At 70.3% G+C, this 20,487-nt stretch carries 21 protein-coding genes; 9 read left to right on the forward strand and 12 right to left on the reverse strand.

Annotation, left to right across the window (positions count from 1 at the left end; genetic code table 11):
- Positions 1-57 precede the first annotated feature (57 nt).
- Positions 58-846 (forward strand): IclR family transcriptional regulator, encoded by a 789-nt coding sequence (locus ACZ5J1_RS17045; protein WP_464560730.1) that lies wholly within the window; start codon positions 58-60, stop codon positions 844-846.
- A 79-nt stretch (positions 847-925) separates the two neighbouring features.
- Here ACZ5J1_RS17045 and ACZ5J1_RS17050 read toward each other — a convergent pair whose 3' ends face one another.
- Positions 926-1,561: a hypothetical protein gene (locus tag ACZ5J1_RS17050; RefSeq protein ID WP_464560731.1), complete on the reverse strand. Its 636-nt coding sequence runs from the start codon at positions 1,559-1,561 to the stop codon at positions 926-928.
- Positions 1,562-1,629: 68 nt separating this feature from the next.
- On the reverse strand, positions 1,630-2,094 hold the full coding sequence (locus ACZ5J1_RS17055) for an Lrp/AsnC family transcriptional regulator (RefSeq protein ID WP_464560732.1): 465 nt from the start codon (positions 2,092-2,094) through the stop codon (positions 1,630-1,632).
- A gap of 100 nt (positions 2,095-2,194) precedes the next feature.
- On the opposite strand from ACZ5J1_RS17055, the gene ACZ5J1_RS17060 reads away from it, so the two are divergent.
- Positions 2,195-3,616 carry a pyridoxal phosphate-dependent decarboxylase family protein gene (locus ACZ5J1_RS17060; protein ID WP_464560733.1) on the forward strand — a complete coding sequence of 474 codons (1,422 nt, stop codon included), beginning with the start codon at positions 2,195-2,197 and terminating at the stop codon, positions 3,614-3,616.
- Here ACZ5J1_RS17060 and ACZ5J1_RS17065 read toward each other — a convergent pair.
- The 3 genes from ACZ5J1_RS17065 to ACZ5J1_RS17075 are packed head-to-tail and all read right to left on the reverse strand — an operon-like array spanning position 3,613 to position 6,163.
- The gene (locus ACZ5J1_RS17065; RefSeq protein ID WP_464560734.1) at positions 3,613-4,269 is read right to left on the reverse strand and encodes a CoA-transferase; all 657 of its coding nucleotides are present in this window, start codon (positions 4,267-4,269) and stop codon (positions 3,613-3,615) included. The two genes, ACZ5J1_RS17060 and ACZ5J1_RS17065, sit on opposite strands and share 4 nt — an antisense overlap.
- On the reverse strand, positions 4,266-4,961 hold the full coding sequence (locus ACZ5J1_RS17070) for a 3-oxoacid CoA-transferase subunit A (RefSeq protein ID WP_464560735.1): 696 nt from the start codon (positions 4,959-4,961) through the stop codon (positions 4,266-4,268). Before ACZ5J1_RS17070 ends, ACZ5J1_RS17065 begins: the two co-directional genes overlap by 4 nt.
- Positions 4,961-6,163 carry a thiolase family protein gene (locus tag ACZ5J1_RS17075; protein WP_464560736.1) on the reverse strand — a complete coding sequence of 401 codons (1,203 nt, stop codon included), beginning with the start codon at positions 6,161-6,163 and terminating at the stop codon, positions 4,961-4,963. The genes ACZ5J1_RS17070 and ACZ5J1_RS17075 overlap by 1 nt, the downstream gene beginning before the upstream one ends.
- A gap of 71 nt (positions 6,164-6,234) precedes the next feature.
- On the opposite strand from ACZ5J1_RS17075, the gene ACZ5J1_RS17080 reads away from it, so the two are divergent.
- The gene (locus ACZ5J1_RS17080) at positions 6,235-7,143 is read left to right on the forward strand and encodes a LysR substrate-binding domain-containing protein (RefSeq protein WP_464560737.1); all 909 of its coding nucleotides are present in this window, start codon (positions 6,235-6,237) and stop codon (positions 7,141-7,143) included.
- Here the strand turns inward: ACZ5J1_RS17080 and ACZ5J1_RS17085 are convergent.
- The 6 genes from ACZ5J1_RS17085 to pcaH are packed head-to-tail and all read right to left on the reverse strand — an operon-like array spanning position 7,112 to position 13,018.
- Entirely contained in the window at positions 7,112-7,876 is a 765-nt protein-coding gene (locus ACZ5J1_RS17085; protein ID WP_464560738.1) for an endo alpha-1,4 polygalactosaminidase, read from the reverse strand. The genes ACZ5J1_RS17080 and ACZ5J1_RS17085 overlap by 32 nt on opposite strands.
- Before the next feature lie 5 nt (positions 7,877-7,881).
- A complete protein-coding gene (locus tag ACZ5J1_RS17090) occupies positions 7,882-9,342 on the reverse strand; it encodes a peptide MFS transporter (RefSeq protein ID WP_464560739.1) in 1,461 nt (486 codons plus the stop codon).
- 59 nt (positions 9,343-9,401) lie between these two features.
- On the reverse strand, positions 9,402-10,538 hold the full coding sequence (gene pcaDC, locus ACZ5J1_RS17095; RefSeq protein ID WP_464560740.1) for a bifunctional 3-oxoadipate enol-lactonase/4-carboxymuconolactone decarboxylase PcaDC: 1,137 nt from the start codon (positions 10,536-10,538) through the stop codon (positions 9,402-9,404).
- Complete coding sequence (locus tag ACZ5J1_RS17100; protein WP_464560741.1) at positions 10,535-11,698, reverse strand: lyase family protein; 1,164 nt, start codon at positions 11,696-11,698, stop codon at positions 10,535-10,537. Before ACZ5J1_RS17100 ends, pcaDC begins: the two co-directional genes overlap by 4 nt.
- A complete protein-coding gene (gene pcaG / locus ACZ5J1_RS17105) occupies positions 11,691-12,242 on the reverse strand; it encodes a protocatechuate 3,4-dioxygenase subunit alpha (RefSeq protein ID WP_464560742.1) in 552 nt (183 codons plus the stop codon). Before pcaG ends, ACZ5J1_RS17100 begins: the two co-directional genes overlap by 8 nt.
- Positions 12,239-13,018, reverse strand: a complete 780-nt coding sequence (gene pcaH, locus ACZ5J1_RS17110) for a protocatechuate 3,4-dioxygenase subunit beta (RefSeq protein WP_464560743.1) — start codon at positions 13,016-13,018, stop codon at positions 12,239-12,241. The genes pcaG and pcaH overlap by 4 nt, the downstream gene beginning before the upstream one ends.
- Positions 13,019-13,086: 68 nt before the next feature.
- Between pcaH and ACZ5J1_RS17115 the strand changes: the two genes are divergently transcribed.
- From ACZ5J1_RS17115 to ACZ5J1_RS17125, 3 genes are all read left to right on the forward strand, one after another.
- Positions 13,087-13,827 (forward strand): IclR family transcriptional regulator, encoded by a 741-nt coding sequence (locus ACZ5J1_RS17115; protein WP_464560744.1) that lies wholly within the window; start codon positions 13,087-13,089, stop codon positions 13,825-13,827.
- A 152-nt stretch (positions 13,828-13,979) separates the two neighbouring features.
- Complete coding sequence (locus ACZ5J1_RS17120) at positions 13,980-14,384, forward strand: hypothetical protein (protein ID WP_464560745.1); 405 nt, start codon at positions 13,980-13,982, stop codon at positions 14,382-14,384.
- Positions 14,381-14,929, forward strand: coding sequence for a helix-turn-helix domain-containing protein (locus tag ACZ5J1_RS17125; protein ID WP_464560746.1), 549 nt, complete (start codon positions 14,381-14,383; stop codon positions 14,927-14,929). Before ACZ5J1_RS17120 ends, ACZ5J1_RS17125 begins: the two co-directional genes overlap by 4 nt.
- A 385-nt stretch (positions 14,930-15,314) precedes the next feature.
- On the opposite strand, the gene ACZ5J1_RS17130 is transcribed toward ACZ5J1_RS17125, so the two are convergent.
- The gene (locus ACZ5J1_RS17130; protein WP_464560747.1) at positions 15,315-16,481 is read right to left on the reverse strand and encodes an ROK family transcriptional regulator; all 1,167 of its coding nucleotides are present in this window, start codon (positions 16,479-16,481) and stop codon (positions 15,315-15,317) included.
- Positions 16,482-16,633: 152 nt separating this feature from the next.
- On the opposite strand from ACZ5J1_RS17130, the gene xylA reads away from it, so the two are divergent.
- Genes xylA through ACZ5J1_RS17145 form a run of 3 tightly spaced genes read left to right on the forward strand, consistent with a single transcriptional unit; the run spans position 16,634 to position 20,473 of the window.
- Positions 16,634-17,794 (forward strand): xylose isomerase, encoded by a 1,161-nt coding sequence (xylA, locus tag ACZ5J1_RS17135; RefSeq protein ID WP_464560748.1) that lies wholly within the window; start codon positions 16,634-16,636, stop codon positions 17,792-17,794.
- 32 nt (positions 17,795-17,826) lie between these two features.
- Positions 17,827-19,212 (forward strand): xylulokinase, encoded by a 1,386-nt coding sequence (gene xylB, locus ACZ5J1_RS17140; RefSeq protein ID WP_464560749.1) that lies wholly within the window; start codon positions 17,827-17,829, stop codon positions 19,210-19,212.
- A 4-nt stretch (positions 19,213-19,216) separates the two neighbouring features.
- Entirely contained in the window at positions 19,217-20,473 is a 1,257-nt protein-coding gene (locus tag ACZ5J1_RS17145) for a D-arabinono-1,4-lactone oxidase (protein ID WP_464560750.1), read from the forward strand.
- Positions 20,474-20,487: the final 14 nt, after the last annotated feature.

The following is a 20,487-nucleotide window of genomic DNA, read 5'->3' on the forward strand; positions in this document are numbered from 1 at the left end:
GCGCGAAAAAGATATATGCGACGCTTGTGCCCTACATACGAGTGAAGTGGAGCCCTCATGCCAGTGGCGGAGAAGATCAACGGAGCCGGCGCCGCCGGGCCGGTCAAGTCGGCCGCACGCGCGCTCGACCTGCTCGATGAGATCGCCACCAGCGGTCCGGGCACCCAGCTCCAGCTGTCCACCCGGATGGGCATTCCGAAGAGCAGCCTGCACGCGCTGCTGCGCACGATGCTCGACCGCGGTTGGCTCCAGACCGACCAGACGGGCAGCGTCTACCAGCTCGGGATCCACTCGCTGGTGGTCAGCTCGGCCTACCTCTCCGGTGACCCGGTGCTGGCCCGCGCCGCCTCGATCATGGAGGAGGTCGCCAACGCGACCGAGGAGACCGTGAACCTCGGCCGGCTCTCCGGCGACCAGGTGATCTACACCGCCAAGCGCGAGTCCGTGCACCCGCTGCGGATGCACTCGCAGGTGGGTCGTCGGCTGCCGGCGTACTCCACCGCCCTGGGCCGGGCGATCCTGGCCGAGCGTCCGGTCGACGTGCGCAACGCGCTCGTGCCCGACTCCATCAGTCCCCTGACCGAGCGGACCGTCGTCGAGCGGGGCGCGGTCATCGAGATCATCGACGCCGCCGCGCGCAACGGGTACGCCGCCGAGAGCGACGAGTCCTGCATCGGGGTGCGCTGCTTCGGGGTGGCGCTGCCGTTCGCCAGGCCCGCGGTCGACGGCCTCAGTGTCGCGGTCCCGATCAGCCGGCTCAACGGTCGCGAGGACCTCATCATCGAGACCCTGCTCAGCGTGAAGGCCAAGCTCGAGCTGGAGAACGAGAACCGTCTCGTCCACTGAGTCACCTGAGTCACCGCAGGAATCACCGAAGGCCCCGGATCACTCCGGGGCCTTCGGTGTTCCTGGTGGGTCGCGAAGCTCAGCCGACCGTGGTCCACGCCTCGCGCATCGAGGCCTTCATCGCCGCGGCGGTCCGGGCCTGGGTGATCAGGCCGAGGAGGGCGAGGGCGGCGTAGGGCAGCCACCACCACCAGTCCTGCCGGACCAGCTCGACGAACCCGGCGTCGTCGAAGGCGCTCGCGTCGATCGCGTTGAAGACCAGCATCAGCCCGGTGACCGCGACCGCGGCACCGCCGATCGCGCTGAGCACGATCAGGAAGGCGAGCGGCAGGTCACCGACGATCGCGATCAGGGCGAAGGCGAGTCCGACCACGGCCCCGACGGTCACCGCGACCCAGTTCCAGTCGATCCCGAGCGCCACGATCAGGCCGCTGCCGAGCGCGAACCCGGCACCGGCCATCGCCAGCACCACCGCGACGGCGTAGAAGAAGTAGGCCAGCACGGCGAACACGATCGCCAGGATGAGCCCCGCGCTCCATGACAGCGCCGTGGAGAGGATCCCGTCGTTGCCGATCTCGGCCACGAGGCCGGCACCCAGGCCGAAGCCGACGAATCCACCCCAGATGGCAAGAACCACCCGCATCAGCCCACCGCCCGCGAAGCAGAACAGCAGGCCGACCACGATCGCTACCAGTCCCAACACGAAATCGGTCATGCCAGCAACGTGCCACTCGGGCGCTCCCATGGCGAGGACCGCGCCGCGTGTCGGGCGTGCTGCCTCGCCTAGGAGGTTTCGCTCATCGACGTCAGCAGGCCGGTCGTGCGCAGCGGAAGGTGCTCGCGCAGAGAGATGACGGTCGCGGTGCGCAGCACGTCCGGGACGGCCAGGATCTCCCCGGTGACGCGATGGAGGTCGGTGGTGTCGCGTGCCACGACCTTGAGCATCAGGTCGGCCTCGCCCGTGATGGCGTGCATCTCGAGCACCTCCGGGACGTCGGCGAGCGCGGCGACGGCGCGGTTGCCGCTGGTCTGGCTCAGCTCGACGGAGACGAACGCGGTCAGCCCCCAGCCGGCGGCGGCCGGGTCGACCCGACGACTGTGGCGACCGATGACGCCGGTCGACTCGAGTCGCCGCAGTCGGGCCTGCACCGTGTTGCGGGCGATCCCGAGCTCGCGGGCGAGCGCGAGCACCGAGATGTCGGGCGACTCGTCGAGAGTCAGCAGGATTCGTGCATCGAGGCCGTCCACGCTGAGCATTCTGCAACATCAGATCGACTCCTGCGGTCAGGATGCCCAAGCCGAGGGGCCGCTGTTGCGCAATCCGTCCTCGGCTTGTGATGGTCGCCGCATGGCTACGAGCGATCCCCATGGCGCCCCCGACGAGCTGCTGCACCTGCTGACGGGCTACATCGCCGAGGCGTGGTCCTCGTTCGAGCATCCCCGCCCCGCGGAGCCCGAGGTGGACTCGGCCCTGCTGGAGCGGTTGCTGGCGCCGCTGCCCGATCAGCCCGGTGATCGCGCCGGGGCCCTGGACGACGCGGTCCACGTGCTGGAGGCCAGCGTCTCCCCGTCCCGACCGCTCTACCTGGCCTACGTCGGCTCCAGTGGGCTCGAGGCGGGCGTGGTGGCGGCCGCCCTCACCTCGGCGTACGACGCCAACCTCGCCACGGCGGCCGGGGCCGCCGATCTCCTGGACCGGCAGGCGGTCGAGTGGATCGCTGCGTTCATCGGCTTCCCGATGGCCGAGGGGCACTTCACCAGCGGGGGGCAGGTCTCCAACCTCACCGCCCTGCTGGCCGCGCGTGAGCATGCCCTGCCCGGCACCCGCGAGCACGGTCTGGCGGGACGCGAGGCCGCGGTCTACTGCTCCGACGAGGCGCACCACTCCGTCGTCCGTGCGGTCGAGGCCGCCGGGCTCGGTCGCCGATCGGTCCGACGGATCTCGACCGACAGCCACCGCCGGATGCGCCCGGACGTCCTCGCCGAGGCGATCGCGGCCGACCGGGCGGCGGGCGTCACCCCCATCGCCGTCGTCGCCACCGCCGGGACAACCCTCACCGGCGCGGTCGACCCGCTCGACGACATCGCTGAGATCTGCGAGCGCGCAGGGGTCTGGTTGCACGTCGACGGCGCCTACGGCCTCCCGGCGGCCGCCACCGACCTCGCCGGCCACTGGTTCCACGGCATCGAGCGCGCGGACTCCGTCACGGTCGACGCGCACAAGTGGCTCGGCATGCCGAAGAGCTGCAGCGTCGTGCTCACCCGTTCACGCGGCGCGCTGCGGACGGCCTTCGGTCACGAGGAGCACTACATGCTGCACGAAGCCGACAGTGGCAACCCGGTCGACTCGACCCTGGAGTACTCCCGCCCGTTCCGTTCCTTGAAGTTCTGGCTCGCGATGCGCTTGCACGGCGCCGACCAGTTCCGGGCGTGGATCACCACCACCCTGAGCCACGCCCGGACCTTCACCGAGGCCGTGCGCTCGCACCCCGACTTCGAGCTGCTGCACGAGCCGATGCTGTCGACCGTGTGCTTCCGGCACGTGCCGGCCGGCCTGGATGCCGAGGCCCTCGATCGCCACAACGACCAGCTCGCCCGGCTCGTCCAGCGCGACGGTCGTGTCTTCCTGGCCCCCGCGGTCGTCGACGGCACCACCTGCCTGCGGGTCTGCTTCGTCAACTACCGCACGACGGACGCGGACGTCGCGACCGTCCTGCCGGTGATCGACGACCTGGGCCTGACCCTCCAGGGCCAGGGTGCGGACGCCTAGCGCGTTGACAGCCCCAGGCGCTCGCGCAGCTCGGGCTCGCTGATCCCGAACGTCTCCCGGATCCGGAGGCCGTCCGGGCCGACGTCGAAGACGCCGTGGTCGGTGTAGACCCGGCTGACGCAGCCGACGCCGGTGAGCGGGTAGGTGCAGGCCTCGACCAGCTTGGGTTCGCCCGACCGGGTGAAGAGGCTCATCATCACGAAGACCTGCTTGGCCCCGATCGCCAGATCCATCGCACCGCCGACGGCGGGGATGTCGTCGGCCCGACCGGTGTGCCAGTTCGCCAGGCTGCCGTCGTACGCGACCTGGAAGGCGCCGAGCACGCAGACGTCGAGGTGGCCGCCGCGCATCATCGCGAAGGAGTCGGCGTGGTGGAAATAGGAGCAGCCCGGGGTCTCGACCACCGGGACCTTGCCGGCGTTGGTGAGGTCGGCGTCGACCACGTCGCCCAGCGCCGGGTCGGCCGCACGACCCATGCCGAGCATGCCGTTCTCCGTGTGGAGTACGACGCCGTGCTCGGCGTCGAGGTGGTCGGCGATCTTGGTCGGCTGGCCGATGCCGAGGTTGACGTAGGAGCCGGTCGGGATGTCGCGCGCGATCACCGCGGCGAGCTCGTCCATGCTCAACGGGTGGGCGGACGTGATGGCGCTCATCGTGCTCCCTCGACGGTGTAGTGCCGGGGGTCGACCTGGACCACCCGGTCGACGTAGATGGCGGGGGTGACCACCGCCTCCGGATCGAGCGATCCGGTCGGGACGACCTCGGCCACCTGGACGATCGTGGTCGCGGCGGCCGCGGCCATCACGGGCCCGAAGTTGCGGGCGGTCTTGCGGTAGACGAGGTTGCCCATCCCGTCGGCACGGTGGGCGCTGATCAGCGCGTAGTCACCCCGGATGGGGAGCTCGAGGACGTACTCCCGCCCGTCGATGACCCGGGTCTCCTTGCCGTCGGCAAGCGGGGTGCCGACCGCGGTCGGGCAGTAGAACGCCCCGATCCCGGCACCGGCGGCGCGCATCCGCTCGGCGAGGTTGCCCTGCGGCACGACCTCAAGCTCGATCCGCCCGGCACGGTAGAGCTCGTCGAAGACGTAGGAGTCGACCTGCCGCGGGAACGAGCAGAGGATCTTGCGCACCCGGCCTGCCCTGAGCAGCGCGGCCAGTCCGACGTCGGCGTTGCCGGCGTTGTTGGCCACGATCGTCAGGTCGGCAGCGCCCTGGCGGATGAGGGCGTCGATCAGGTCGAACGGCATCCCGGCGAGGCCGAAGCCGCCGACCAGGATGGTCGAGCCGTCCTCGATCCCGGCGACCGCCTCGTCGCACGAGTCGAGCAGGGCGGTGCGGGCCATCAGGCACCCGCCTGCGTGTCGACGTTCTCGAGCACCACGGCCAGGCCCTGGCCCACGCCGATGCAGATCGCGGCCACGCCGTACCGCTCCCCCGTGACCCGCAGGGTCTTGGCCAGGGTGGCCAGGATCCGACCACCCGACGCACCCAGCGGGTGGCCGATCGCGATCGCTCCGCCGTGGGCGTTGACCAGCTCGGCGTCGCGCAGCCCGAGGGCCAGCCAGGCGTCGACGCAGGCGAGGGACTGGACCGCGAAGGCCTCGTTGAGCTCGACGGCGCCGACCTGGTCCCAGCCGATCCCGGCCCGGGCCAACGCCCGGTTGGCCGCCTCGACCGGTGCGTTGCCGAAGGCCTGCGGCTCGAGCGCCATCACGCCGCGGCCGGCGATCCGGGCGATCGGGTCGGCGCCGATCGCGGTGGCGGCGGCCTCGCTGCCGAGCAGCACCGCGGAGGCTCCGTCGTTGAGCGGGCTGGCGTTGCCGGCGGTGATGGTGCCGCCCTCGGCGCGGAAGACGGGCTGGAGCCCGGCCAGCACCTCGGCGGTCGAGGTCGGGCGGATGCCCTCGTCACGGGCGAGGTCCGCGACGGGCGTGACCAGGTCGTCGTAGAAGCCGGTCTCCCACGCCTGCTGGGCCAACCGGTGCGAGCGAGCGGCGAACTCGTCCTGGCGCTCGCGCGAGATCCCGAAGCGTTCGACCAGCTGTTCGTTGGCCTCGCCCAGGCTGACCGTCCACTCGGCCGGCATCCGCTGGTTGACCAACCGCCAGCCCAGCGTGGTGGAGACCGCGGTGACGTCGCCCGCGGGGTACCCCTTCGACGGCTTGGGCAGCACCCACGGCGCGCGGGTCATGGACTCGACCCCGCCGACCAGGACGACGTCGGCGTCGCCGGACTCGATCGCCCGCGACCCCATGATCGCGGCGTCGAGCGAGGAGCCGCAGAGCCGGTTGACCGTCGTGCCCGGCACGCTCACCGGCAGTCCCGCCAGCAGCGTGGCCATCCGGGCGACGTTGCGGTTGTCCTCCCCCGCGCCGTTGGCGTTGCCCCAGACCACGTCGTCGATCGCCGCCGAGTCGAGTCCCGGCACCCGGTCGAGGGTGGCGGTGATGGCGGCAGCGGCCAGGTCGTCAGGACGTACGCCGGCCAGGGCACCGTTGAACCGCCCGAACGGGGTGCGGGACGCGGCATAGAGGAAGGCGCTCACCTGATCGACGCTAAGCCGAACGGTCGATATTCTGAAGTACGAATATCAGTCCCTATTGAGATGTGTGGCATATGGATCTGCGTCACCTGCGCTACTTCGTCGTCGTCGCCGAGGAGCTGCACTTCGGTCGCGCCGCCGACCGGCTGCACATGGCGCAGCCACCGCTGTCGCAGGCGATCCGTCAGCTCGAGGGCGAGCTCGGCGTCGAGCTGCTCACCCGGACCACCCGTCGGGTCGCGCTGACCGCCGCCGGCACCGCCTACCTGGAACGGGCGCGAGCGATCCTCGCCGAGGTGGACGAGGCAGCCGACCGCGCCCGCCGCGTCGCCGCCGGCTCGATCGGACATCTCACGATCGGCTGCGTCGGCTCGGCGACGTACAGCCTGCTGCCGGCGCTGTCACGCCACCTGGCCGCCGAGCTGCCGGGCGTCGACTTCTCCTTCCGTGGCGAGATGCTCGTCCCCGACCAGGTCGAGGCGCTCCGCACCGGCGTGATCGACGTGGCACTGCTGCGACCCCCGATCGCCGACCCGACGCTGCGGCTCGTCCCCCTCCGCCACGACCGGCTGGTCGTCGCGCTGCCGGCCGACCACGCCCTGGCGAAGCGCCGCACGATCCGTGCCACCGACCTGGCCGACGTCGACCTGATCGTGCACTCGGCCGGGCGCCGCTCCGTCATGTACGACGTCGCCGTACGGCTTCTGCACGACGCCGGTGTCGCACCCCGGATCCGGCACGAGGTCGGCGAGACCTCGACCCTGATCACGCTGGTCGCCGGCGGACTCGGCGCGGCGATCGTGCCGGAGCCGGTGACCGCGCTGGCACTGGACGGCGTGACCTACCGGCCGCTGCGCGGGCCGTCCCCGACGATCGACCTCGCCGCGGCGCACCGCGCCGACCGGCACGAGCCCCACCTGGCCCGGACGCTGGGCGTCATCGAGGAGCTGATCAGCACCAGGAGCGCGGCCCGCGGGGCCTGAGCTCCCGGTCGGCGAGGACGACGGGGACGCGGGAGCCGATCCGCGCGCACGCCTTCCGGAAGTCCGTGCGGCGGTACTCGATCGCGAGGACCTGGTCGCCGTAGTGAGCGAGGTAGGACGCGCACTCGTTCCACCGGGCGCAGGACTCGGCGACCGCGAAGTCGAAGCCGAGGCGGCGGCCGTTGAAGGCGGCCCGGTTCTTCTGACCGGCAGCCAGCCCGGCGCGGTGGGCGACCTTCACCAGCCGCTTCGCGAACGCGTTGGCGTGCTTCGCCTTCAGCATCCCGCGCGAGCGGGTGAAGGAGTCGAAGTTGTCGAACTCCACCGCATGGTAGCCCGCTCGAGAGCACCCGGTGATCCACCGCCCGACGATCCGGGCGAGCTTCTGGCGCTTGGCCGGGGTCGAGATGTCGAGCAGCCACTCGTCGGGCCAACCCGGGTCGACGACCGGGCGGCCACCGCGACGCAGGACGAGGCTCGGGTGGGCGCGCCAGTACTTCTGGGTGCCGGGCTGGGTCTGGAAGGCGTTGAGGTAACAGACGTTGTAGCGCCCCGGGATCGGCGCCTCGGTCGAGTCCCTGACGACGATCCCGACGTTCGACGCCGGCCGGTAGCCGCCGCCGAGCTGGTAGTCGACGTCGCTGCTCGCCGGGATCGGGGCGACGGGTCCGGCAGCTGCGGCCGGGCCGAGCAGGCAGCAGACGAGGCAGCAGGCGAGGAGCAAGGCCCGCATCGGGATCAGTGCACCCCGGCCATCAGGTGCCGGATCGGCTTCGTGAAGGCGAGCAGCACCAGCCCGACGGCGACGGCGGTCAGCCCGAGGATCAGGAAGTAGGGGTTCTCGTCCTGCCAGTCGTAGTACCCGGCGAGCTTGCCGGCCATCGCGCTGCCGAACGCGACGGAGAGGAAATAGAGCGCGATCATCTGGGTGTGGAACGCCTTCGGGCCGAGCTTGGTCGACAGCGACAGCCCGACCGGGGAGATGAACAGCTCGGCCAGGGTGAAGACGAGCAGGATGCCGGCCAGCGCCAGCAGCGGCGCGGTGTTCTGCCCCTTCGGGATCGGGATGAAGAGCAGGAACGCCACGCCCATCAGGATCGTGCCGACCGCGAACTTCACCGGGGTGGAGGGCTGCCGGGGCCCGAGCCGGGTCCAGATCACGGCGAAGACCGGCGCCAGCACGATGATCATCACGGGGTTGATCGACTGCACCCACGAGACCGGCATCTCCCAGCCGAACAGGTTCCGGTCGAGCCGCTCGTCGGAGTACTCGGTCACGACGGTGAACTGCTGCTGGTAGAGCGACCAGAAGACCGCGTTGACCACGAAGAGCGGCATGAACGACCAGACCCGGCTCCGCTCCACGGCGGAGATCTCCCGGCTGGTCAGCATCACGGCGAAGTACGCCACCGCAGCGACCGAGGTGACGATCAGGACGACGTCGGCGAGGTTGTCGCTGGTGATCACCCCGACCAGGCAGGCCACGACGACAAGGACGACGACCGCGACCGCAATCCCTGCCCAGCGCAGCCTTTCGGCGTGGGCGAGCGGGTGCGGCACCTCGCGGGACGAGTCCGGCAGCCGGTGCCGTCCGAGGGTGTACTGGACGAGGCCGATGGCCATCCCGACCGCAGCCAGCCCGAAGCCGGCGTGGAATCCCCAGTTCTTCTGGAACAGCCCGGTCAGCAGCGGGCCGAAGAAGGCGCCGATGTTGATCCCCATGTAGAACAGCGAGAAGCCGCCGTCGCGGCGTTCGTCGTCCTCGGCGTAGAGCGTGCCGAGGACCGCACTGGCGTTGGCCTTGACCCCGCCGCTGCCCAGCGCGATCAGCCCGAGGCCGACCCCGACCCCGGCCAGACCGGGGATGAGGGCGAGGGCGATGTGGCCGGCCATCACACCGATGGCGGCGTAGAAGAGGGTCTTCTCCGAGCCGAGCACGCGGTCGGCCACCCAGGCGCCGAGGATCGTGGCCAGGTAGACCGACCCGCCGTACGCTCCGGCGATGCCGGTCGCGGTGGTCTTGTCGATCCCGAGTCCGCCCTCGGCGGCGGAGTAGTACAGGTAGATCAGCAGGATGCCCTGCATGCCGTAGAAGCTGAACCGCTCCCACATCTCGACGCCGAAGAGATTGGCCAGGGCCTTCGGATGACCGAAGAATCCGCGATCCAGCCGGGCCTCGTCGTCGGTGCCTGCATCCATGGTCGCCACGGTTCACTCTGCTCCCGAGGCACCGGTCCGCGTCAAGAGCGACGCACGACTCACTCCTCGGCGAGCACCTCGCGGGCCACCGCGAATGCGGTGTTCGCCGCGGGTACGCCGACGTAGACCGCTGACTGCAGGATCACCTCGACGATCTCCTCCCGGCTCAGTCCGTTGCGCAGTGCCGCGCGGAGGTGGAACTCCAGCTCCTCGAAGTGCCGGCCGGCGATGAGTGCGGTGAGGACGGCGATGGAACGGTCGCGTCGGGCCAGGCCGGGGCGGGTCCAGATGGATCCCCAGGCGTAGCGGGTGATGAGGTCCTGGAAGTCGGCGGTGACGTCGGTGGTGCCGGCGATCGCCCGGTCGACGTGGTCGTCGCCGAGCACCTGGCGGCGCACCTGCATCGCGGCGGGACGCGGGTCGTGGTCGAGCAGCGACTCGATCAGGCTGGCCACCGTGGCCGGTGCCTCGACCGGGGCGAGGTGGGCGACCCGGTCGAGGACGACGAAGCGTGCCCCCGGGATCAACGCCGTGTGCTCGCGCAGCGTCGCCGCAGGCGTGGCCACGTCGTCGGCACCGGCGATCGACAGCACCGGCGCGGTGATCTCGCCGAGTCGCGCCACGACGTCGAACGCGCCCAGGGCCTCGGCGACGAGGGCGTAGCTCTCGGCGTCGGTGTGCTGCAACGAGCTCAACAGAGCGGTTCCGGCCTCGGGTTCGCGGTCGAGGAAGCCGGGCGCGAACCAGCGGGCGGCCGACGTCTCGACCACGGCCGGGGTGCCCGACGCCCGCACCGTGGCGGCGCGTTCGGCCCACGACGCGGGCGTCCCGATCCGGGCCCCGGTGCAGATCGCCGCGAGGGCGAGGAGCCGGCCGGGGTGGTCGAGGGCGAGCTGGAGACCGACCGCACCGCCGACGGAGTCACCGGCGTAGAGGAACGGGGTCGGACCCAGGGTGCGGTCGACCGCGGTGGCGACGGCATGGGCGAGGTCGGCGATCGAGAAGGGCGACGTCGCTGGGGCGCCATGTCCGTGGCCGGGCAGCTCCCAGCCGACAACGTGGAGCCGCTCACCCAGCTGGGTCGCGACCTGCTCCCACAACGGGGTGACGGCCGTGCCGAGGGAGGGGCCGACGACGAGGACCGGCTGGCCCTCCCCGCCGGCGAGGTGGACGAGCGTCAGGTCGAGGGGCGTCACGGGCGGTCCTTCTGCTGGGCGCGGGCTCGGTCGAGGGCGGCGTCGATGAACTGGTCGGTCGCACCGAGGTAGGCCGACGGCTCTCCGCTGAGACCGCTGATGCTGTGTTGCTCGGCGGTCAGGGTCTCCGCGGCCGCGAGAGCCCGGGCCCGCATCACGTCGGCCTCGACCACCAGGCCCTCGAGCAGGTCGGCGACCTGCGAGGCGGCGACGAGGCTGCGTCGGGCGAGCAGGCGCAGGGTGTCCCACTCGACGTGCCAGGCACCGTCGGGCCGTTCGTCGACGTACGACGCCGCGGCGATGTGGAGCGTGGACGCCAGCGCTGGTGCCGCGAGCGCGTGGCGCCGTACGAGCGTCGAGAGCACCGGGTTCGCCTTGCCGGGCATGGTCGAGGAGCCACCGCCGGTGGCCTCACCGAGCTCGCCGATCTCGGGACGCGATCCGAGTGCGACGTCGGCGGCGATCCGTCCCCACACGTCGGAGAGACCGACGAGCGCATCGGCCGTGGCGGTGACCGTGGAGCGGTCGGTGTGCCACGGAGCCGTGGCGACGAGGCCGAGGCGGCGCGCGGCGTCGGCCGCCAACCCGAGCGCGGTGCTCGGGTCACCGGTGATCGCGGTGGCCGCGGCCCAGGTGCCGGCAGCGCCGCCGAGCTGGGCCGGCAACGAAGCGGAGGCGTCGAGCCGTTCGGTCGCAGCGCACAGGCCCTGGAGCCAGGTCGCGGCCGTGAGCCCGAAGGTGATGGGGACCGCGTGCTGGGTCAGGGTCCGGCCGACGCGGAGCGTGGCGCGGTGCTCCTCGACCAGGCCGATCAGCGCGATCCGCTGCCGGTCGACGTCGCGGCCGACCTGCGCGAGCGCGTCGCGCAGGCAGAGCACAAGGGCGGTGTCGAGGACGTCCTGCGACGTCAGACCCCGGTGCACATGGGGGCTCTGCTCGCGCAGGGCAGCCACGAGCGGGATCACCGGGCTGCCACCGGCCTCGGCGCCAGCGGCGATCCGATCGAGGTCGGGGACGGTCAGCTGCGCCGGCTCGGCGTGCCCCGCCGCGACGAGGGTGTCGAGCCAGGCCTGCTCGACCGCGACCATCGCCTCGAGGAACGCCACGTCGGAGCAGAGGGTGCCGGCGCGCCCGTCGCCCGGCCAGAAGAGATCAGCCATGGCGGAGGAACACCGTCTCCCGCTCGCCCTGAAGGTGCAGGTCGTGGCGCAGGCCGCTCGGGTCGGCCGTCGCGATCAACGTCGCCCGCTCGTCGTCCGTGAGCGAACCGAGCAGCGGGTCGGTCGCGTTGGCCGCGTGGCCCGGCAGGTAGATCCGGGTGAAGAGCCGGTCGAGCAATCCCCGCGCGAAGACGACGACCGCGAACATCGGCGCCGCACCGTCCTGGGTCACCCCCGGCGCGACGGTCGTGAACGAGTAGTGGCCGGTGCGGTCGGCGTGGCAGCGCCCCCAGCCGGTGAAGGTCCAACCGTCGCGGTGCAGGGACCCCTCGCGGCGCGGGACCGCGCCTCCGGCGTCGGCCTGCCAGATCTCGATCATCGCGTCCGGGACCGGCATCCCGTCACCGTCGTAGAGGTAGCCGTGCAGCCGGATCGCCCCGGCACTGCCGGCGGGAACGAGCTCGTGGTCGCCGTCGTACGGCAGGGCCTGACCGAAGAACGGGCCGATCGTCTGGCCAGGCGTTCGGGTGGGGGTCGTGATCATGCGTGCGCCTCCTCGCGCTCGAGCGGGGTGGCGTGCGATCCGGTCAGGACGATGTCCCAGCGGTAGCCCATGCTCATGCCCGGCACGGTCAGGTCGTGGTCGTACGTCGCCACGAGGGCGTCGCGGTCCTTCTGCTCGGTGATCGCCTGGTAGATCGGGTCGAGCGCGAACAGCGGGTCGCCCGGGAAGTACATCTGCGTGATCAGCCGCTGCGTGAAGGCCGTGCCGAAGACGGAGAAGTGGATGTGCGCCGGGCGCCAGGCGTTGCGGTGGTTGCCCCACGGGTACGGGCCGGGCTTGATCGTCCGGAACGAGTAGGAGCCGTCGGCGCCGGTGAGGAAGCGTCCGACGCCGGTGAAGTTCGGGTCGAGCGGAGCCGGGTGCTGCTCGTTCTTGTGCACGTAGCGGCCCGCGGCGTTGGCCTGCCAGATCTCGACGAGCTGGCCCGCGACCGGTCGGCCGTCGCCGTCGACGACGCGGCCGCTGACCGTGATCCGCTCCCCGATCGGCTCTCCGGTCGCCGCCGAGTTGATGCCGGCGTGCGCGCCGAGGGTCAGGTCGGCCTCGAGCGGGTGCACGTCGGAGTGCCCGAAGCAGGGCGACCAGCGCTCGATCGTCTCGGGGTCGACGTGGCGCGGGTCCTTCGTCGGGTGGCGCAGGATGCTCGAGCGGTACGGCGGGTAGTCGATCCGCGGTTGCGGCTCGGTGCCGTCACTCGGCCGGGCGGCGATGTCGGCGATCTCGGCGGAGATCTGCTCCTGGGTCGGCGTGCTCACGGGGTCGAGGGTGTCCTCGCTCTCCCGTCAACGGAAGCCTAGGCTTCCGCTGAACGGAAGGATCCAGCATGACGATGCCGTCGGTGACCGCCCGGGTGTTCGGCCTCCTCGGCGCGTTCGACACCACCCACCGCGCCCTGCGGCTCTCCGAGATCTCACGCCGCGCCGACCTCCCCCTGAGCACCACGCACCGCCTGGTCGCCGAGCTCGTCGAGTGCGGCGCCCTCCGCCGAGCACCCACTGGTGAGTACGTCGTCGGGCGCCGACTCTGGGACCTCGGGCTCCTCGCCCCGGTGCAGACGAACCTGCGCGAGGCGGCCTCGCCGTTCCTCAACGACCTCTACGGCGCCACCTTGGAGACCGTCCACCTCGCGGTGCGCGACCAGGACCAGGCCCTCTACGTCGAACGGCTGGCCGGACACCGCTCCGTCCCGATCGTCAGCACCACCGGCTCCCGACTGCCCCTGCACTGCACCGGGGTCGGGAAGGTGCTCCTGGCTCATGCGCCCGACGACGTACGCGAGCGGGTGCTGGCCGGGCGAAAGCAGCGCTTCACGCCGTACACCGTCACCTCACGCCGCGCCCTCGAGGACCAGCTCAGCCGGATCCTCGCCGACGGCTACGCGACCACGATCGAGGAGATGACCCTCGGCGCCTGCTCGGTGGCTGTCCCCATCACAGCTGGCCCTGGATCGACCGACGTCGTGGCAGCGATCGGCTTCGTCGTCCCCGACCTGCGCCGCACCAAGACCCGGCTCGTCTCCGCGCTCCAGGTCGCCGCGCACGGCATCGCCCGCAATCTCGGCTGAGCCGAACCAACGAACCCTCGAAGAAGAGCGCCAGGCGATCCTGCAGCGCCACGGCCCCAACTCCAGTCCGGCAGCTGGCCCGGGAGCGCCGTTCAGAGTAAACCCAGAAATATGGCTTGAAGTGAATATGACTCCAGGGCCATAATGATGGTGTGATCATCGATGCGCCGGCCGAGTTCTGGCGCTGGGTCGATGCTCTCGAGGAAAAGGCAGACAAGGGCGACGTACGGGCTCGAGATCAACTCGACATCGTGCAGGCGCTCCTCGAGGAACTGGACGAGTTGGAGACGGCTCCCAGCAGGGATGACGAGACCGCGACGCTGAAATGGGTGCGACAGCGCAGGAGATACGAGCTCTGGCGTGTGTCCCACCCGTACTGCGAAGGCATCGCGATCCGCCTGATCGTCTGGTTCCCACCAGATGAAGGCACGGTGGTCGTGGCGCTGTTCGCAGGCGACAAGGCCCGGATGGGAGACGTCTTCTACAACAGCGTCGCCAGCAGAGGTGATCCGTTGATCGACCAATGGAAGCGCGAAGTAGCGAGGGGCGAGAAATGAGTGACGAGAAGTTCCAGGAGGGGCCCTTCCTGGACGCTCATGATGACGTGAACCACGAACAGACGCAGGCTGCCTTTCAGCCGGAGCAGGAGGACGCGCAGCCGGAACACGCGGGACAGCCCGAACCGCCCAGCGCGGGGTTCGTGCGAGGTACCGAGGGCAATGAGCGACTCAAGCGTCTCAAGCAGCGCCCGGGCGCCAAGGAGCGGGTCAGCGCGATCCGCGGGGAGATGCGCGAACTCGACCGCATCTACGCGCTGAACGTCGCAGCCATCCGCAAGGCAGCCGACTACACCCAGGTCGAGGTCGCCAAGCAGATGGGCGTGACTCAGAGTGTGGTCTCACGCACCGAGCGCAGCGATGACATGCTGCTCTCGACACTCGCCGGCTACCTCGAGGCGACCGGAGCCGAGTCCGCGAGCATCGTGGTCCGCGTCAACGGCGTCGACGTCGAGCTCGACCTGTTCGGGATGAGAGACAGCAAGCTTGCACAGCTCCGCAGCGACACGGACGCCGAGCAGCAGGACGTGATGCTGGCGCCATAGGGCCTCCCCACCAACGACGAAGCCCCCGACCGGATCCCGGTCGGGGGCTTTCGCTTCACTGTGCGCGAGGGGGGAGTAGCACACCGAAGACGGGGGAATCCCCCAAACGTGGCTCGCGAAGCGGTGGTCCCGTGCGCCTGCCGCTGGATCATCCGGCCCTATTACTCAAGCACCCCGACGCACCTAGGCACTGTGTCCGCACGATCTGGGGTTCAGCTGCTGCGTCGAGTTAGGAGCCGCAGCACTTCCCGGACTCGCCCAACCGGCCCGACTTCCCATCGACCGTCCTGCGGGCTGGCGATGAGTTCAGTTCGATCACGCAGTGGGACTTCGACACCACCTGAACCGACGACGAGGCCATCACACCGCCGCAACCCGTCGCGGCCTAGTTGAGATAGGCGGCCGGGTCCGCGAGAACTGAGCGGATGACTCGACCGGCGGCGCCCCGAACCGCGGCATCGGAACCGAGGTGCGAGACGACCAGTCGGGGTTCCGTTCCATGTCGACGAAGGGTGTCGCCGACGACATCTACGACCCAGGGGGCTAGCTCAGCGAACAGGCCGCCGAGGACGATCGCGCCGGGGTCGAGCAGGTTGGTCACCGAGGCGAGCGCGACCCCGAGTCGTTCGCTGGCCTGCGCGACAGCTTTGACCGCGGCGTCGTCGCCGTCCTGACAGCGGGCCTTGAGCGCGTCGGGGGTGGCAGCCCCGGCGGCAGCCAGGATGGCGTCTTGGCCGGCGAACCGTTCGAGGCAGCCGCGCCCGCCGCAGGAGCACTCCGGGCCGTCGGGCTCGAGGACCATGTGGCCGAGCTCGCCGGCGCGGCCGCGTCGACCGCGGAAGAGTTCGCCGTTGACGATGATGCCGGAGCCGATTCCGATCTCGCCGGAGATGTGGACGAAGTCGTTGCCTGCGTCACCGAACCAGAGCTCACCGAGCGCTGCCAGGTCGGCTTCGTTGTCGATGAGGGCTTCACGGCCCGCCAAGGAGCCGTCGGCCGCGATTGCTTCGAGAGCATCCGAGAACGGGACGTCGGACCACCCGAGGTTGGGCGCCTGGAACACCCCTCGCGTCTCGACGGCGCCAGGGACGGCGAGGCATGCTCCAGCAAGGTGCAGCCGTTGCTCGGCGGCCGCCTTGGCTGCTGCGTCGGCGAGCTCGCCGACGGTCACGAGTACGTCCATAGGCGTGCGGCCCCGGTTGTCGACCAGGACGACGTGTCGGTAGCGGACGACGCCGGCAAGGTCGACCAGCATCGCCGCGAGGTAGTCGACATTGATCTCGAGACCGAGGCCGGCGACACGCCGAGGACTGAGAGCGACGAGGGTGCCGGGTCGCCCGCGGTCCCGAGCAGGCGGCGCCGGCGACTCGACTACCAGGCCAGCACCGACAAGGTCCGACACCAACCCAGACACGGATGACTTGGTCAGCCCAGTCCGTGTGGCGATCTGCGCCCGGGTGAGCGGGCCGCCATCGGCGACTGCACCGAGGGCGAGGGCGAGGTTGCTCGCGCGCATCCCAGCGTGCTGCAGGGGCTGCTGGGGCGACGGCATGGCGCGAGTAGACCAGGACATGAACTATTGCGCAAGTCGCGTGACTTGCGAACGCGAACGCTTGACATGCCGCATGGCAGGAGAGTTGGATCACGATTTAGTTCATAACCTGACCAAAACAAGGTCTGGTGCATTCAGCGAGAGGAAGCGTCGTGACGACGGAGTACAAGGCCACCCCTGAGGACAAGTTCACCTTCGGTCTGTGGACCGTCGGCTGGGAGGGTGTCGACGTCTTCGGTGGCGCCGTCCGTCCGCCGATGGATCCGGCCTACGCGGTCGGCCGACTGGCCGAGCTCGGCGCCTACGGCGTGACCTTCCACGACAACGACGTCTTCGGCTTCGACGCCGACGAGGCACAGCGCCAGGCCGCGATCGACAGCTTCCGCAAGGCCACCGAGACCCACGGGCTCAAGGTCCCGATGGTCACCACCAACACCTTCAGCCACCCGGTCTTCAAGGACGGCGCGTTCACCAGCAACGACCGCCGGGTGCGCCGCTTCGCTCTCGCCAAGATCGCCAAGAACATCGACCTCGCCGCCGAGCTCGGCGCCGAGACCTACGTCTTCTGGGGCGGTCGCGAAGGCGCGGAGAGCCACTTCGCGAAGAACATCGGGGACGCCCTGGACCGCTACCGCGAAGGCCTCAACACCCTGACGGCCTACGTCAAGGAGCAGGGCTACAACCTCCGCTTCGCGATCGAGCCCAAGCCGAACGAGCCCCGCGGCGACATCCTGCTCCCCACGATCGGGCACGCGCTGGCGTTCATCGACAGCCTCGAGGACTCCGCCATGGTCGGCCTCAACCCGGAGACCGGGCACGAGGAGATGGCCGGGCTCAACTTCGCCGCCGGCATCGCTCAGGCGCTGTGGCACGGCAAGCTCTTCCACATCGACCTCAACGGACAGCACGGCCCGCGCTTCGACCAGGACCTTCGCTTCGGTGCGGGCAACCTGCGCGGCGCGTTCAACCTGGTCGACCTGCTCGAGAACAGCGACTACACCGGTCCCCGGCACTTCGACTTCAAGCCGCCGCGGACCGAGGACGAGGACGGCGTCTGGGCCTCAGCCGAGGGCGGCATTCGCAACTACCTCGTGCTCAAGGAGCGCTCGAAGGCGTTCCGTGCCGACCCCGAGGTCCAGGCGGCCCTGGTCCGCTCGGGCCTCGACCAGCTCGCTGCACCGACCCTGGCCGCCGGCGAGTCCCTCGCCACGGTGCGGGACGAGGCTTTCGACGTCGAGGCGATGGCGACCCACGGGTTCGCCTTCGAGCAGCTCGACCAGCTCGCCATGGACCACCTCCTCGGCCTCCGCTGACCCAGGTAACGAGAGAGCGAGTAGTACCTGTCATGACGCTGGTTGCAGGGGTCGACACCTCGACCCAGTCCTGCAAGGTCGTCGTCCGTGACGCCGAGTCGGGCCGCCTGGTGCGGTCCGGCTCGGCCGCTCATCCCGACGGCACCGAGGTCCACCCCGAACATTGGTGGACGGCCTTCAACGCAGCGGCTGAGAGGGCTGGCGGGCTCACTGATGTTGCCGCGCTCTCCGTCGGTGGCCAGCAGCACGGCATGGTCTGCCTCGACGACAACGGTGGCGTCGTTCGTCCTGCGCTGCTGTGGAACGACACCCGGTCGGCCGAAGCTGCTGACAAGCTGACCGCCGACCTGGGAGCCGACGCCTGGGCCGGCGCGGTCGGGCTGGTGCCGGTGGCCAGCTTCACCGTCTCCAAGCTGCGCTGGCTTGCCGAGCACGAACCCGCTTCGGCGGCGCGTACGGCGGCGGTCTGCCTGCCCCATGACTGGCTGACCTGGCGCCTGGCCGGCGGCGACCTGGACGAGCTCGCTACCGACCGATCCGACGCCAGCGGGACCGGCTACTTCTCTGCCGTCACCGGCGAGTACCGACTCGACCTGCTTGAGCGCGCCCTTGGCCGCCAAGACGTCGTCCTGCCCCGGGTCCTCGATGCCCAGGAGAGTGCCGGGGTCACCTCGAACGGGATCGTCCTCGGCGCCGGTGCCGGCGACAACGCCGCCGCTGCCCTGGGGCTCGGCGCGCGGCCGGGTGACGTCGTGATCTCGATCGGCACCTCAGGTGTCGCCTGCGCGGTCTCCGCCACCCCTACCGCTGACGTCACAGGCACTGTCGCGGGATTCGCGGACGCCACGGGCCATTACTTGCCGCTGGTGGCAACCCTCAACGCCGCCCGGGTGCTGTCCGCCACCGCCGAGCTGCTCGGCGTCTCGCTCGACCGGCTCTCCGAACTCGCCCTCAGCGCCGCGCCCGGCGCCGACGGCCTAGTCCTGGTGCCGTACCTCGAAGGCGAGCGGACGCCCAACAAGCCGCGCGCCCGCGGCGCGGTCCACGGTCTGAGCTTGGCCAACTCGACACCGGCCCACATGGCTCGGGCCGCTGTTGAGGGACTGCTGTGCGGACTCGCCGACGGGGTCGACGCCCTGACCGACCTCGGAGTCCCGGTCAACCGGGTCCTCCTGGTCGGCGGCGGCGCTCGTTCGGAAGCAGTCCGCCGAATCGCCCCGACAGTCTTCGGCCGCCCCGTCGTCGTACCCGAGCCCGGCGAGTATGTCGCCGACGGCGCCGCCCGCCAGGCCGCCTGGGCCCTGACCGGAGAGCTGCCTACCTGGGCCACGGCCGGCGCGGATACGTTCGAGGCCGACCTGGTAACCGAGGTTCGCGAGCGGTACGCGGCGGTCCGAGACCTCACCGAAGGTTCGTAGACCCGTGTCTCCCTACGTGACGAAGATGAGCCCCGCGGGCGCGACCTGGGCGCGTAGCCACGCGTTCGGTGCCCGAGGAGTCCTCATCCCGACAACCGTCGAGCAGGTCGTCACGATCGTCCGGGAGGAACAGCACATCCGAGCACTCGGCTCTAGGCATTCGTTCAGCGACATCGCTGACTCCCCAGGCGTGCTCGTTTCTCTTGAGGGATTCGATGAGGCACCGGAACTGATAGGAACTCGGGTTCGAGTACCGGCCGGGCTCCGATACGGCGACCTGGCACTGTGGCTGGCTAGTCGCGGTCGCGCCTTGGCCAACATGGCGTCGCTGCCACACATCTCCATTGGAGGGTCGGTCGCGACCGGAACGCACGGGTCAGGCGTGGGCAACGGCTGCCTGTCCACCGCGGTGTCCGCGCTCGAGTTCGTCAGCGGCCGCGGGAATCACGTTCGCCTGGTCCGCGGCAATACCGGGTTTGACGGTGCCGTCGTCTCGATGGGGACTCTCGGCATCGTCACCCACCTTGAACTCGACACGGTCCCGGCCTTTGACATCGCCCAGACCGTCCACACCGGGCTGGCTTGGGACCAGTTGCTCGCCGACCCGTGGGCAGTGATGGGGGCCGCGTACTCCGTTTCTGTCTTCACCCGCTGGGTGAGGGCCGACGTTGGCCAGGTATGGACGAAGGAGCAAGGCAGCGCTGCCGCCCGGGTTGGGGGGACGGTGCCGGCGCGGGAGCAGGTCCACATGATTGCCGGGATGGACCCCGCGCTCACGACCCGCCAGTTGGATGAGCCGGGTCCGTGGCACGAGCGTCTCCCGCACTTCCGGCACGGCTTCCTTCCAAGTAGCGGTGATGAGCTTCAGAGCGAATACTTCGTGCCTCGGGAGGCGGCCCGAGAGGCTCTAGCCGCGTTGCGTGAACTTGCGAACGAGATTGAGCCGCTCCTTCACGTGACGGAGCTGCGAGCCATCGCGGGCGATGACCTGTGGCTGTCGGGGGCGTACGGCGGGACTGTGCTGGGGGTTCATTTCACCTGGCTCCGTCGGCCGTCCGAGGTGGCAAGGTTGCTGCCAAAGATTGAGGAGCGACTCCTCTCGCTCGGCGCTCGGCCTCACTGGGGCAAGCTCTTCGCTGCTGGCGCCACTCAGCTCGCTTCGCTTTTTCCCAGGTGGAACGAGTTCACATCGCTCAGAACCCGGTTCGACCCTGACGGCAGGTTGGCGAACCCGTGGACCGCGCGCGTGCTCGGTCGCTAGAGGGCGCCTCTCCC

This window comes from Nocardioides sp. JCM 18999, assembly GCF_055391175.1.